Origin of the sequence: Bacillus cereus group sp. MG9, from assembly GCF_040459995.1 — a bacterium.
GTDB lineage: Bacteria > Bacillota > Bacilli > Bacillales > Bacillaceae_G > Bacillus_A > Bacillus_A mycoides.
The window spans coordinates 339,085-352,229 of sequence record NZ_JARVHC010000001.1; the positions used below are offsets into that span (position 1 = coordinate 339,085).

The window sequence follows — 13,145 nt, forward strand, 5'->3', positions numbered from 1 at the left end:
TTACAAATAAAGGGGTAAGGGGCAAAGTCATGGAAGAACTAAGCTTTCAAGTCATTATTTTATTAATTGCATTCGGGTTTTTAGCTGCTTTTATTGATTCGGTTGTTGGAGGGGGAGGATTAATTTCGCTTCCTGCACTTATGTTTGTTGGTTTATCACCAGCTTCGGCAATCGCAACGAATAAATTAGCTGCAACGATGGGGACGCTTACGAGCACAATTTATTTTATTCGATCAGGTAAGGTGAATTTTCGGATTGTAGGAAAGTTAATCCCGTTAACTATTATTGGAGCAGTCGCAGGGGCTTTAGTAGTAAAGTTTATTCCGCCTGATATTTTGCGTCCACTAGTACTCGTAATGTTGGTTTTTATTGCCATTTATATTATTGCGAAAAAAGATTGGGGAAGTGCATCTACCTATAAAAAGATGACAAAAGGGAAAACATTAATATTTTTCTTTGTTATTTTAATGATAGGATTTTATGATGGATTTTTTGGACCAGGGACAGGATCCTTTTTAATTTTTGCATTTTTATTAATTGGTTTGGATTTTATTCAAGCGGCAGCATCTGGAAAACTTTTGAACTTCGTTAGTAATATCGTATCTTTAATTACTTTTTTATTTTTAGATGTGATTCATTTTGAATACGGTATAATTATGGGCTTATCAATGATTTTAGGTGCTTATTTTGGATCGAAGTTTGCGGTTCAAAAAGGTGTTGGATATGTAAGGACTTTATTTTTATTAGTTACTATTTTATTAATCGGGAAAAATGTTTTGGAATATACTCATATTTTGTAGATTCATACGTATGTATGAATCTCTTTTTTTTTATTATATTTTAAAAATTTATTAATTTTTAAAATATAAGTCTAGGAATATTTGAATAAATCTAAATTATCGTGTAGAATAATGTTGTAAAATGTAAACGTTTTTCTAAGGGGAGGCTAAAAAGATGGTAGTAGCATACAAACATGAGCCATTTACAGATTTTTCAGTAGAGGCTAACAAATTAGCGTTTGAAGAGGGTTTAAAGAAAGTAGAATCTTATCTTGGACAAGACTATCCATTAATTATCGGGGGAGAAAAAATCACTACAGAAGACAAAATTGTTTCTGTAAACCCTGCAAATAAAGAGGAACTTGTTGGTCGCGTTTCAAAAGCAAGCCGTGAATTAGCTGAAAAAGCAATGCAAGTAGCGGATGCAACATTCCAAACTTGGAGAAAGTCAAAACCAGAAATGCGTGCAGACATTTTATTCCGTGCTGCAGCAATCATTCGTCGTAGAAAACATGAGTTCTCTGCTATTCTTGTAAAAGAAGCAGGTAAACCATGGAATGAGGCAGATGCTGATACAGCAGAAGCAATCGATTTTATGGAATATTATGCTCGTCAAATGTTGAAATTAAAAGACGGTATTCCAGTAGAAAGCCGTCCAATTGAATATAATCGTTTCTCTTACATTCCATTAGGAGTAGGTGTTATCATTTCTCCTTGGAATTTCCCATTCGCAATTATGGCAGGTATGACAACAGCTGCTGTAGTTTCTGGTAACACAGTATTACTAAAACCAGCTAGTACAACTCCTGTAGTAGCAGCGAAATTTATGGAAGTATTAGAAGAAGCTGGTTTACCAGCTGGCGTAGTAAACTTCGTTCCAGGTAATGGTTCTGAAGTTGGTGACTATTTAGTAGATCACCCTCGTACACGTTTCGTTAGCTTCACTGGATCTCGCGATGTAGGTATTCGTATTTACGAACGTGCAGCAAAAGTAAACCCAGGACAAATTTGGTTAAAACGTGTTATCGCTGAAATGGGCGGTAAAGATACAATCGTTGTTGATAAAGAGGCAGATCTTGAATTAGCAGCTAAATCTATCGTTGCATCAGCATTCGGATTCTCAGGACAAAAATGTTCTGCATGTTCTCGTGCAGTAATCCATGAAGATGTATACGATCATGTATTAAATCGTGCTGTTGAATTAACAAAAGAATTAACAGTAGGTAACCCAGATGCAAAAGATATCAACATGGGACCTGTTAATGACCAAGCTGCATTCGATAAAGTAATGAGCTATGTTGCAATTGGTAAAGAAGAAGGTAAAATCGTATCAGGTGGCGAAGGAGACGATTCTAAAGGCTGGTTCATCCAACCAACAATCGTTGCTGACGTTGCAGAAGATGCTCGTTTAATGAAAGAAGAAATCTTCGGACCAGTAGTAGCATTCTGTAAAGCAAAAGACTTTGATCATGCACTTGCAATTGCAAATAATACAGAATACGGTTTAACAGGAGCAGTTCTTTCTAACAACCGTGACCATATTGAAAAAGCACGCGAAGACTTCCACGTTGGTAACTTATACTTCAACCGTGGATGTACTGGTGCAATCGTAGGTTACCAACCATTCGGTGGCTTTAACATGTCTGGTACAGACTCTAAAGCTGGTGGCCCTGACTACTTAGCACTTCACATGCAAGCAAAAACTACTTCTGAAACTTTATAAGAAATAGTAGAAAAGATCTTCACAGACTGTGAAGATCTTTTCTTTTTGAGAAATTCTCTATAATAGAAGCTAGTTAATTTCAATCAAGAAAAGATTTCCAAATATTACTATTTGTTCTTTTGGATTAGTTAAACCCTATTAATATCGGGGTAAACATGAAAATAGAAACAAAACAGCGAGAAAAATTGACTTATTAGTCATATTTTTTAGTATTCATTTTGAGGATTTCCTGTATAATACAATTTGAAAGAAAATCTATGGTTAGACAAGAGAACACTCCTTTCGGCTTTGCTAACTGAAAGGAGTGTTTTTTTTAGGTCGCTAAAAACTCTTCTGTACTCATTATATTTGCGTATACTCCATTTAAACTCGCCAAAATTGTATTATGAATATAAACAGCTGGTATAGTAGCATTCTTAAATGAAAGATCTTTTGTAGCACAAGCATCGTGTATTACGGTACAGTGAAGGCCAAAATCAAAAGCAGCTCTTACTGTAGCATCAATACACATATGGGTCATCATCCCGCATATTACGACGTGCTCAATTCCTGAACGTTGTAATTGTTCTAGAAGATCAGTTTCTCGGAAGCTATTTGGATAATGTTTAAGGATCACGGTTTCCTCTCTAAGTGGACGGACATTTTCGTGAATATGGACACCTTCTGTATTGGGTAGGAAAAAAGTAGCGCTATCTTTTATAGCTACATGTTGGATATGAAAAATAGGTTCGTTTCTTATTCTAAAATGTTGTAGTAGCTGACTAGCATATTCACTTGCTTCTACTGGATTACGTAATTCCATCATTCCGCTTGGAAAATAATCATTTTGAATGTCGACGAGCAAAAGAGCTGTTTTCATATATCTATCTTCCTCCGATTTCATATTCAAATAATGTTATTCAATGAGTAGAGAAGATTTTCCTTTTTAAAAGTATGAGTGAGAAGGATTTTACATAACTTTAAAAATCACTATTGTATTGTTACTTCTTATTTTAAAATTCAAATAGAGAAATAATTAATATTTTTCCGAAAAATGTATTGACTCTCATTATTCTGAGTTCTATAATAAGACTTAATTAAACGACAATTAAATCGATACACTCTTATCCAGAGAGGTGGAGGGACTGGCCCTACGATACCTCAGCAACGGGTTTTTTAATACCGTGCTAACTCCAGCAAGCCTATAAAGGCTTGGAAGATGAGAAGATGTGAATGAGTACATATAAAAGTGCTCTCCTTCTTATCTTTTATTACTGATAAGAAGGAGAGCACTTTTTATTTTACCTCGAAAGCTCTACTTCAAGTTTTTACAGCATATAGGAGGGAAGAAAATGATTTCTTTTAACAATGTAAGTAAAGTATATGAATCAGGTGGGCAATCTGTTCATGCGGTTGAGGATGTAACGCTGTCAGTTGAAAAGGGCGAAATTTTTGGCATTATCGGATTTAGTGGTGCTGGAAAGAGTACGCTATTACGTTTAGTAAATATGTTAGAAAGACCAACTGCAGGAACAATTTCAATAGATGATAAAGATATTACATCATTATCGGCGAAAGAATTACGGACACTAAGACAAAGGATTGGGATGATTTTCCAGAGTTTTAATCTATTTAATTCAAGAACGGTGTTTGGGAACATTGCTTATCCATTAAGGTTAGCGAAATTGCCGAAGAATGAGATAAAAGAAAGAGTGAATGAACTACTAAAATTTGTTGGTTTAGAAGATAAAGCGAACTATTATCCAGAACAGTTATCAGGTGGACAAAAGCAGCGTGTTGGGATTGCAAGAGCACTTGCGACATCACCGGATATTCTCATATGTGATGAGGCAACATCAGCTTTAGATCCGGAAACAACAACAGAAATCTTAAATTTATTAAAGAAAGTAAATAGAGAGTACAATTTAACGATCCTACTTATTACACATGAAATGCACGTTGTGAAAGAAATTTGTCACCGTGTAGCCGTTATGGAAAAAGGAAAAGTAATTGAGGAAGGAAAACTGTTTGACGTTTTCACACAACCAAAAACAAAGACCACTCAAAATTTTGTACGCTCTGTTATTAATGATCACTTACCAGAAAGTGTTCTAGCGAAAATTCAAAACGGAGGTCAGATTTATCGCCTGACTTTTACTGGGGAAGAGACAGGGCAGCCTGTACTATCATATATTGCGAAAAACTATAACGTCGATGTAAATGTTCTTTATGGAAATATTATTGAACTCCAAAATGTGCTATTTGGAAATCTTCTTGTAGAACTACAAGGTGAACAGAAAGAAATTCAAAAAGCATTACAACATCTAAGACTGCAAGTGCAGCTGAAGGAGGTAGAAGCTCATGCGAGTTGATTGGAGTATATTTTGGCCTCGCATATTAGATGCGACGGGGGATACCCTCTTAATGGTAATTGTAACCCTTATATTCGCTACAATTCTTGGTATACCTCTAGGTTTACTATTGTATGTAACGAGAAAAGGGAATTTTTTAGAAAATAAATGGGTCTTTTCTATTCTTAATATCATAATTAATACAATTCGTCCGGTTCCATTCATTATCTTTTTAGTAGCTTTAAGCCCACTAACAAGAAGTGTTATTGGAACGACGATTGGAACGGCTGCAGCAATCTTCCCAATGACGTTAGTTGCATCAATTGGTATTGCTAGAATGGTTGAAACCAATCTTGTTTCTGTTCCGAAAGGAGTAATTGAAGCAGCACAAGCAATGGGCGCTTCACCACTTAGAATTGTTTTTGAAATCCTCGTACCAGAAGCTTTAGCACCATTGATCCTAGGTGTCACGTTTATGACGGTCGGTTTAATTGAATTTTCTGCAGTCGCAGGACTTGTCGGTGGTGGGGGTCTTGGTGACTTAGCAATGACATATGGTTATCAACGCTTTGATACGTCAGTTATGTTTGTAACGGTCGTTTTACTTATTATTCTTGTACAGGTGGCTCAAAATTTAGGGAACTACTTTGCGAAAGTCTTTTTACGCAGATCATAAAAAGGAAGAGGGGAAAAGAAAATGAAGAAAATTTTAGCATTTGCATTATCAGCGATCGTAGGAATTACAGCATTAAGCGGCTGCTCAGGTGGAGACACAGGTGCAGGAGCGAAAGAGAAAGTAGTTCGCGTCGGTGTAACTGGAACAGATGGAGACGTTTGGGAAATTTTAAAGAAAAAAGCTGAAAAAGAAGGGATTAAAATTAAACTGGTTGAGTTCTCTGATTACACAACACCCAACAAAGCGTTAGCTGATGGAGATATTGAACTAAACTCATTCCAGCACATTGCTTTCTTAGAGCAATTTAAAAAGGAGCATAAGTTAGATATTACAGCTGTTGGTACAACGCAAATTGCACCGATGGGCTTATACTCTGAAAAATATAAGAAAGCAAATGAAATCCCAGATGGTTCGGAAATTGCTATTCCGAATGATCCAACGAACCAAGCACGTGCATTAAAACTTCTTGATGCAGCTGGATTATTAAAGCTTAAGAAAGATTTTGGTCTATTTGGGGATCCAAGCGGTATCGCTGAAAATCCAAAGAAGCTAAAAGTTACACCGGTTATCGCACAGCAAACACCTCGTGTGTTAAAAGATGTAGCGGCTTCAGTTATTAATAACGGTGTTGCTGGTCAAGCTGGATTAGACCCAGCGAAGGATCCAATTTTCTTAGAAGATCCAAATAATGAAAATGCAAAGGCCTATATTAATATTTTCGCAGCTCGTACGAAAGATAAAAATGATCCAACACTGAAAAAAGTAATTGAGTTATACCATTCAAAAGAAGTAACAGATGCAATTAAGAAAGAAACAAATGATGGTTCAATTTCAGTAGATCTTTCACTTGATGAGCTTGAAAAAATCGTAAAATAATTATTGAGTTTAACGACTAACAGTAGGAACCCCTCCGCTGTTAGCTCGTTCAACATATAATCTACTTAACAAACAAAACCCTAATTCTGTACCTTCTAATTTTGTATAACATAGAATCCAATGTTTGTTAAGTAGAGTGATGGACCAGGAGTTTTCCTGGTCTTTTTTTAATTAAAGCAGCTGGCTAATAATAAGGAAATCCAAATTATGATTGGGTAAGAGATTAAACTAAAAATGAGTGTACTTGCTAATTTCTTTTTAGGGATTAATAGTTTCTTTGATGAAAATAAGAAAAGAGAAAATAGGATAATGATAGATGCTGAGATTACTCCTGGATTATAAGAACGATAAATGAAATACAAGATAATATGCTGAACGGCGTTAAAGAAGATACAGCCCTGTATAAAAATGATCAAATAAATAGAAGATATGATGCTTAATTGATATAGAATGACTATGAGTAAGACGAAGGTTGTTAATATGGAAATTGCAATGAAAAATTGTTTGTTAGTTATAAAATGGATCGAAAATCGATTAGCGATATATTGTGGCATTTGGAAAGCTTCTTCAAGGTTATGAAAAAAGAATAGAAGGGGGATTAGCCAGATTGTATTAGTGGTGAAATGTCTTGTTGAAGATGTTTTTATCAACTTATATCAGCTCCAATAAAGGGATAGAAAGCCTATAAGAAAAGGCTTTCTACAAGGGTATAGTTATTCAATTATGATGCTTTTTAAATTACTCTCAGGTTGCGGTTGTTCTTCAGCATAGGAGGAGAGCTCCTCTTGCAAAATATTTAGTGCGTGCTTAGCTGATTGCTGAATCGGATTCGGTAGCTCTTCTAATATACGCATACCGATTTTTATTTTTGTACGAATTACCTTTCTTAGTAATTCATCATGCATGTACTACACCTCCAAACCGAATGTTTAGTACATCATCTTCAAACTTAGCTCCTTGAATAGAAAGGTGTGTTAATGTTTTTGGTAAGGTGATATTTCGCTTCATAGAGCCGGCTCGAATAATAAGTTCATCACCTTTTTGATTTAATGAAAGTTCACTTTTGTTTGAGAAGGGAATGGACAGAACGAAAATATACTCATCGCCATCTTTTTTTACATATTGTGTGCGGCCATTAAATTTCACTTCAGTAGGAGAAGGGTCTGATTTAAATAAAGCATTTCCTACACGCTCTAACATAGCTAAACCAACAACTTCTTGTTCAAACATGGGAGCTTCGTAAATAGGAAGTGGCTGAAAACTATCTTTAATTAACGCCTTATATTTCTTTTGTGTATCTTTCCATGCCTGAAAGTAAGGGTCGGTAACAGTGTTAGGGATGACGCGGTTAATCATAATGGCATCTACGTTATAATCGTATAAGTTTAAATAAGTAAAACTACGCTGAGCTTCTTTAATGACCATTTTTTCAGGATTTACAACAACGCGAATACTCGTTACTTTTCGGTTTGATAAAATATCTCTCATTTCTCCGAGCTGTTCAAGCGTATTCGTTAATTCGTCCATAATATCATCAGTTGGAAGGGGGACACCAAGAAGTGGTTGAGCTACAGGACGAACAACTTTTAAAATCTTCCTTTTAATAGGAAAGAGTTTTTCCATCCACCAGCCGAGCATGTCTGGAAAGCTAAGCATTGCTAAAGTTTCTCCAGTCGGTGCGCAATCAATAATGATGACGTCGTAAGTGTTGTGTTTATAGTAATCGAGTACTCGAAGTAAGCTAATTAAATCTTCCATACCAGGGAACATCGTTAATTCTTCTGTTGTAATATCATCAGCTGCTTTTGAAGTGAAGAGTAGTGTAATGTATTTCTGCAATTTCCCCCAGCCTTTTTCCATTTCATAAATAGTGTTAATTTCTTGTGCCCACAAGTTTTCACGAATTTCTAGTGGCTCAGAAGATAGTTTTATGCCAAATGAATCCCCTAAACTATGAGCAGGATCTGTACTCATTACTAATGTTTTTAATCCTTGTTTTGCACTTTGGATTGCTGTTGCTGCTGAAATGCTAGTTTTTCCTACGCCGCCTTTACCTGTATACAGAATAATTCTCATCATTAATATCCCCTTTGTTTCGAATGTCGAATATTACGAGTGTCGAAATATTTAATTGAATAAAAACCCAACTAGGGTCTTATTCAATCGGAATGTTTTTCATTTTAGGTGTAGAAATCTTTTCTTCTGTTTTTTGCTGTGACGTAGCAATGTGATTCATGATCTTTTGGAATATTTGTAGTAAGAATGCTTTTTCTTCTTCTGACAATGCATCTGTCACTAGGCTAAAGTAATGGGCCGCATTTTGTTTTACTTCTTGAACGAGCATTACGCCGTTTTCTGTTAAACGAATTAATACAATGCGTCGATCGCTTTCATTCCGGTAGCGTTCAATATATCCCTTTTTTACAAGGCGATTTACAACGCCCGTTGTTGTACTCATCGGTATATCAAGAAGATCAGCAATTTTTGTCATTGTAATATCCGTATTTCGCTCCATCCAAAGTAAACAAAATACTTCTGTCTTGGAAAGTGTTAAATCAAGGCTTACCCATTCTTCAGGATAGAAAAGTTTCTTGGCGTTATCTAGCAGTAAGTCTAAAAAATGTTCATATTGTAACAATTATTTCCACTCCCGTATATTTCGAGGTTCGTAATATTTGTTTTTATTTTATGTGGAATTGAAATAAATGTCAATGTTTTTAACTATTTTTTCAGATTTGAAAGAAAATTATCTTCAAAATAGAAATTTTTTGTGATAGATTAATAAATAGAAAAATGATTTTACATAAAAACCCATTGTGATAAATATATTTATCTATAATAGGTGTACAGCTAACGAGGGGGAGAACGATGAGAAGACGAAATACGCAAGCGTTCACGTTTTTAGCATGGACTTCATTTGTTTGTGCGCTTTCAGGAATGCTAATTGGGATTTATACGCTAGATGAAACGCTTAGTGTAAAAGGATACTATTTAATTGGAACATTATTTTTAACGATGTCTTGTTTTGTATTACAAAAAACAATTCGTGATAATGAAGAAGATAACGAGAGATTTCCGAAAAATAAATCGTTAGATAAAGAGTAAATTGTAAAGAAAGGCATTTGCCTTTCTTTTTTTATGTAAAAATACCGTAAGTGCCGTGTGTTGACTTGCTTGAAGTACTGGAAATTTGGTATCATCAATAGTATTGTAGATTGAACGATATATTATGGAGGTGGCCTAGCCGTGTCAAGAATTTCCGTTGAGAATGTAAAGCACGTAGCACATTTAGCACGTCTTGCAATTACTGATCAAGAAGCAGAAAAATTTCAAAAACAACTAGATGCAATTGTTACATTTGCAGAACAGTTAAATGAATTAGATACAACTGATGTAAAACCAACAACTCATGTATTAACTATGAAAAATGTTATGCGTGAAGATGTGCCAGAAAAAGGTTTACCAGTAGAAGAAGTATTAAAAAATGCACCGGATCACAAAGATAATCAAATCCGTGTTCCAGCAGTATTAGAATAGAGGAGGGAATTTCGATGTCATTATTTGATCATTCTGTATCAGAGTTACATAAGAAGTTAAACAACAAAGAAATTTCCGTTACGGATTTAGTAGAAGAATCTTACAAACGTATTTCGGATGTTGAAGATAACGTAAAAGCTTTTCTTACATTAGATGAAGAAAATGCACGCGCGAAAGCGAAAGAATTAGATGCAAAGATTGGTGCTGAGGATAATGGTTTATTATTCGGTATGCCAATTGGTGTAAAAGATAACATTGTAACTAACGGTCTTCGTACAACTTGTGCGAGCAAAATATTAGCAAACTTCGATCCAATTTACGATGCGACAGTTGTACAAAAGCTAAAAGCTGCTGACACAGTTACAATCGGTAAATTAAATATGGACGAGTTCGCAATGGGTTCTTCAAATGAAAACTCAGGCTTCTACGCTACAAAAAATCCATGGAACTTAGATTACGTTCCAGGCGGATCTAGTGGTGGTTCTGCAGCAGCAGTAGCAGCAGGAGAAGTATTATTCTCTCTAGGTTCTGATACGGGTGGTTCTATCCGTCAGCCAGCTGCATATTGCGGCGTTGTAGGTTTAAAACCAACTTACGGACGCGTATCTCGTTACGGATTAGTAGCATTCGCATCTTCACTTGACCAAATCGGACCGATTACACGTACAGTAGAAGACAATGCATACTTATTACAAGCTATTTCAGGTATTGACCGTATGGATGCAACTTCTGCAAACGTTGAAGTAGGAAACTACTTAGCTGGTTTAACAGGCGATGTTAAAGGTTTACGTATTGCTGTACCGAAAGAATACTTAGGCGAAGGTGTTGGCGAAGAAGCTCGTGAGTCAGTACTAGCTGCTTTAAAAGTGTTAGAAGGTATGGGCGCAACTTGGGAGGAAGTATCTCTTCCGCACTCTAAATACGCTCTAGCAACGTATTACTTATTATCTTCTTCTGAAGCATCTGCGAACCTTTCACGCTTTGATGGCGTACGTTACGGTGTTCGTTCTGATAATGTAAATAACTTATTAGATCTTTACAAAAATACACGTAGCGAAGGTTTCGGTGATGAAGTAAAACGTCGTATTATGCTTGGTACATTTGCTCTTAGCTCTGGTTACTATGATGCATATTACAAAAAAGCACAACAAGTACGTACATTAATTAAAAATGACTTTGAAAATGTATTTGCTAACTACGATGTTATTATTGGACCAACAACGCCAACTCCAGCATTTAAAGTGGGCGAAAAAGTGGACGATCCAATGACAATGTATGCAAATGACATTTTAACAATTCCAGTAAACTTAGCGGGTGTTCCAGCGATTTCTGTTCCATGTGGATTCGGTGCTAACAACATGCCACTTGGTCTACAAATCATTGGTAAACACTTCGATGAAACGACGATTTACCGCGTTGCACATGCGTTTGAGCAAGCAACAGACTATCATACAAAAAAAGCAAGTCTGTAAGGAGGCGAGCATAGATGAATTTAGAAACAATTATTGGTTTAGAGGTTCACGTTGAGTTAAAAACAAATTCGAAAATTTTCTCTGCGAGTCCAACAGAATTCGGAGCGGAGCCAAATACACAAACAAGTGTAATTGACTTAGGATACCCAGGGGTACTTCCTACTTTAAATAAGGAAGCAGTTAACTTTGCAATGAAAGCCGCAATGGCATTAAACTGTGAAATCGCAACGGAAACGAAGTTCGACCGTAAAAACTATTTCTACCCAGATAATCCGAAAGCTTACCAAATCTCTCAATTTGATAAGCCAATTGGTGAAAATGGTTGGATTGAAATCGAAGTAGACGGTAAAAAGAAACGTATCGGTATTACACGTCTTCATTTAGAAGAAGATGCTGGTAAATCAACGCATGCAGCTGACGGTTCATTAGTAGACTACAACCGTCAAGGTATGCCTTTAATCGAGATCGTATCTGAGCCAGATATGCGTACTCCAGAAGAAGCATATGCGTACTTAGAGAAGTTAAAATCAATCATTCAATATACAGGTGTATCTGATTGTAAGATGGAAGAAGGTTCTCTTCGTTGTGATGCGAATATTTCACTTCGTCCAGTTGGACAAGAGAAGTTCGGTACAAAAGCAGAACTGAAAAACTTAAACTCTTTCACTTACGTGCAAAAAGGTCTTGAGCATGAGCAAGTGCGCCAAGAAAAAGAATTATTATCTGGTGGTATCATCCAACAAGAAACACGTCGTTATGATGAAGCAACGAAGAAAACAATCTTAATGCGTATAAAAGAAGGATCTGACGATTACCGTTACTTCCCAGAGCCAGACTTAGTTGAACTTTACATCGACGATGAGTGGAAAGAAGAAATTCGTGCTTCTATTCCAGAACTTCCAGATGCACGTAAAGCTCGCTATGTTGAAGAAGTTGGCTTACCAGCTTATGATGCGCATGTATTGACATTAACGAAAGAGATGTCTGATTTCTTTGAAGCAACAGTTGCAGACGGTGCTGATGCGAAATTAACATCAAACTGGTTAATGGGTGAAGTACTTGCATACTTAAACAAACAACAAAAAGAATTAAAAGACGTTGCATTAACGCCAGCTGGCTTAGCTAAAATGGTTCAATTAATTGAAAAAGGTACAATTTCTTCTAAAATCGCGAAGAAAGTATTTAATGAATTAATTGAAAAAGGTGGAGACCCAGAAGAAATCGTTAAAGCGAAAGGTCTGGTTCAAATTTCTGACGAAGGAACACTTCGTAAGGTTGTAACAGAAATTCTTGATAATAATGAGCAATCTATTGAAGACTTTAAAAACGGTAAAGACCGTGCAATTGGCTTCTTAGTTGGTCAAATTATGAAAGCTACAAAAGGACAAGCAAATCCACCGCTTGTTAATAAAATCTTACTTGAAGAGATTAATAAGCGCTAAAAAAAGAGAAGAATTCTTATTTTTGAACGCTAAAATAGTATAGATTCTTAAAGATTAAACAGAAAAAACACCCGTATTTGGGTGTTTTTTCTGAGTTAATCAAACGTTTGTTTAAATGGTGAAAAATAATTTAAACAAACGTTTGATTAACTGTCAAAAGTGAAAAAATGTTTGTATAGCAACTATGGTATGATAGTTGCAAAAAGGTGGGAATAATGATAAATCTAGACAGAGAGAGTTTTTTCATCTCATGAAATAATAGATAATTATTATTCATTATATGTAAATTGATGTGAGAGTTTTACTGCCC

General features: G+C 35.8%; 14 protein-coding genes and 1 riboswitch. Of the genes, 9 read left to right on the forward strand and 5 right to left on the reverse strand.

Annotated elements, in window-relative coordinates; genetic code table 11:
• Nucleotides 1-29: 29 nt before the first annotated feature.
• Both QCI77_RS01815 and pruA read left to right on the forward strand, forming a co-directional pair.
• On the forward strand, nt 30-800 hold the full coding sequence (locus QCI77_RS01815) for a TSUP family transporter (protein WP_002191771.1): 771 nt from the start codon (nt 30-32) through the stop codon (nt 798-800).
• Nucleotides 801-954: 154 nt separating this feature from the next.
• Entirely contained in the window at nt 955-2,502 is a 1,548-nt protein-coding gene (pruA, locus tag QCI77_RS01820; RefSeq protein ID WP_353824436.1) for an L-glutamate gamma-semialdehyde dehydrogenase, read from the forward strand.
• A gap of 313 nt (nt 2,503-2,815) precedes the next feature.
• Here the strand turns inward: pruA and QCI77_RS01825 are convergent, their stop codons facing one another.
• Nucleotides 2,816-3,361, reverse strand: coding sequence for a cysteine hydrolase family protein (locus QCI77_RS01825; RefSeq protein WP_002091344.1), 546 nt, complete (start codon nt 3,359-3,361; stop codon nt 2,816-2,818).
• A 241-nt stretch (nt 3,362-3,602) separates the two neighbouring features.
• Nucleotides 3,603-3,707, forward strand: a riboswitch (SAM riboswitch).
• Nucleotides 3,708-3,833: 126 nt separating this feature from the next.
• Between QCI77_RS01825 and QCI77_RS01830 the strand changes: the two genes are divergently transcribed.
• From QCI77_RS01830 to QCI77_RS01840, 3 genes are read left to right on the forward strand one after another with little or no spacing between them, the layout of a single operon-like run.
• The gene (locus tag QCI77_RS01830) at nt 3,834-4,853 is read left to right on the forward strand and encodes a methionine ABC transporter ATP-binding protein (RefSeq protein WP_002010037.1); all 1,020 of its coding nucleotides are present in this window, start codon (nt 3,834-3,836) and stop codon (nt 4,851-4,853) included.
• Complete coding sequence (locus QCI77_RS01835; RefSeq protein ID WP_002091343.1) at nt 4,843-5,508, forward strand: methionine ABC transporter permease; 666 nt, start codon at nt 4,843-4,845, stop codon at nt 5,506-5,508. The genes QCI77_RS01830 and QCI77_RS01835 overlap by 11 nt, the downstream gene beginning before the upstream one ends.
• Nucleotides 5,509-5,529: 21 nt before the next feature.
• Nucleotides 5,530-6,384, forward strand: a complete 855-nt coding sequence (locus QCI77_RS01840; protein ID WP_002029488.1) for a MetQ/NlpA family ABC transporter substrate-binding protein — start codon at nt 5,530-5,532, stop codon at nt 6,382-6,384.
• A gap of 167 nt (nt 6,385-6,551) precedes the next feature.
• On the opposite strand, the gene QCI77_RS01845 is transcribed toward QCI77_RS01840, so the two are convergent.
• The 4 genes from QCI77_RS01845 to QCI77_RS01860 all read right to left on the reverse strand — a co-directional run bounded on the left by QCI77_RS01845 (nt 6,552) and on the right by QCI77_RS01860 (nt 9,022).
• Nucleotides 6,552-7,034 (reverse strand): HXXEE domain-containing protein, encoded by a 483-nt coding sequence (locus tag QCI77_RS01845; protein WP_002091337.1) that lies wholly within the window; start codon nt 7,032-7,034, stop codon nt 6,552-6,554.
• A gap of 63 nt (nt 7,035-7,097) precedes the next feature.
• Nucleotides 7,098-7,289 (reverse strand): DUF3926 domain-containing protein, encoded by a 192-nt coding sequence (locus tag QCI77_RS01850; RefSeq protein ID WP_002091335.1) that lies wholly within the window; start codon nt 7,287-7,289, stop codon nt 7,098-7,100.
• Complete coding sequence (locus QCI77_RS01855; RefSeq protein WP_002140199.1) at nt 7,282-8,463, reverse strand: ArsA family ATPase; 1,182 nt, start codon at nt 8,461-8,463, stop codon at nt 7,282-7,284. Before QCI77_RS01855 ends, QCI77_RS01850 begins: the two co-directional genes overlap by 8 nt.
• A gap of 76 nt (nt 8,464-8,539) precedes the next feature.
• A complete protein-coding gene (locus tag QCI77_RS01860; RefSeq protein WP_002140201.1) occupies nt 8,540-9,022 on the reverse strand; it encodes a MarR family winged helix-turn-helix transcriptional regulator in 483 nt (160 codons plus the stop codon).
• Nucleotides 9,023-9,252: 230 nt separating this feature from the next.
• Between QCI77_RS01860 and QCI77_RS01865 the strand changes: the two genes are divergently transcribed.
• From QCI77_RS01865 to gatB, 4 genes are all read left to right on the forward strand, one after another.
• Nucleotides 9,253-9,489 (forward strand): YiaA/YiaB family inner membrane protein, encoded by a 237-nt coding sequence (locus tag QCI77_RS01865; RefSeq protein WP_002029490.1) that lies wholly within the window; start codon nt 9,253-9,255, stop codon nt 9,487-9,489.
• A 141-nt stretch (nt 9,490-9,630) separates the two neighbouring features.
• The gene (gene gatC / locus QCI77_RS01870; RefSeq protein WP_000086999.1) at nt 9,631-9,921 is read left to right on the forward strand and encodes an Asp-tRNA(Asn)/Glu-tRNA(Gln) amidotransferase subunit GatC; all 291 of its coding nucleotides are present in this window, start codon (nt 9,631-9,633) and stop codon (nt 9,919-9,921) included.
• A 14-nt stretch (nt 9,922-9,935) separates the two neighbouring features.
• Nucleotides 9,936-11,393: an Asp-tRNA(Asn)/Glu-tRNA(Gln) amidotransferase subunit GatA gene (gene gatA / locus QCI77_RS01875; protein WP_002010048.1), complete on the forward strand. Its 1,458-nt coding sequence runs from the start codon at nt 9,936-9,938 to the stop codon at nt 11,391-11,393.
• A 14-nt stretch (nt 11,394-11,407) separates the two neighbouring features.
• Entirely contained in the window at nt 11,408-12,835 is a 1,428-nt protein-coding gene (gatB, locus tag QCI77_RS01880; protein WP_002010050.1) for an Asp-tRNA(Asn)/Glu-tRNA(Gln) amidotransferase subunit GatB, read from the forward strand.
• Nucleotides 12,836-13,145: the final 310 nt, after the last annotated feature.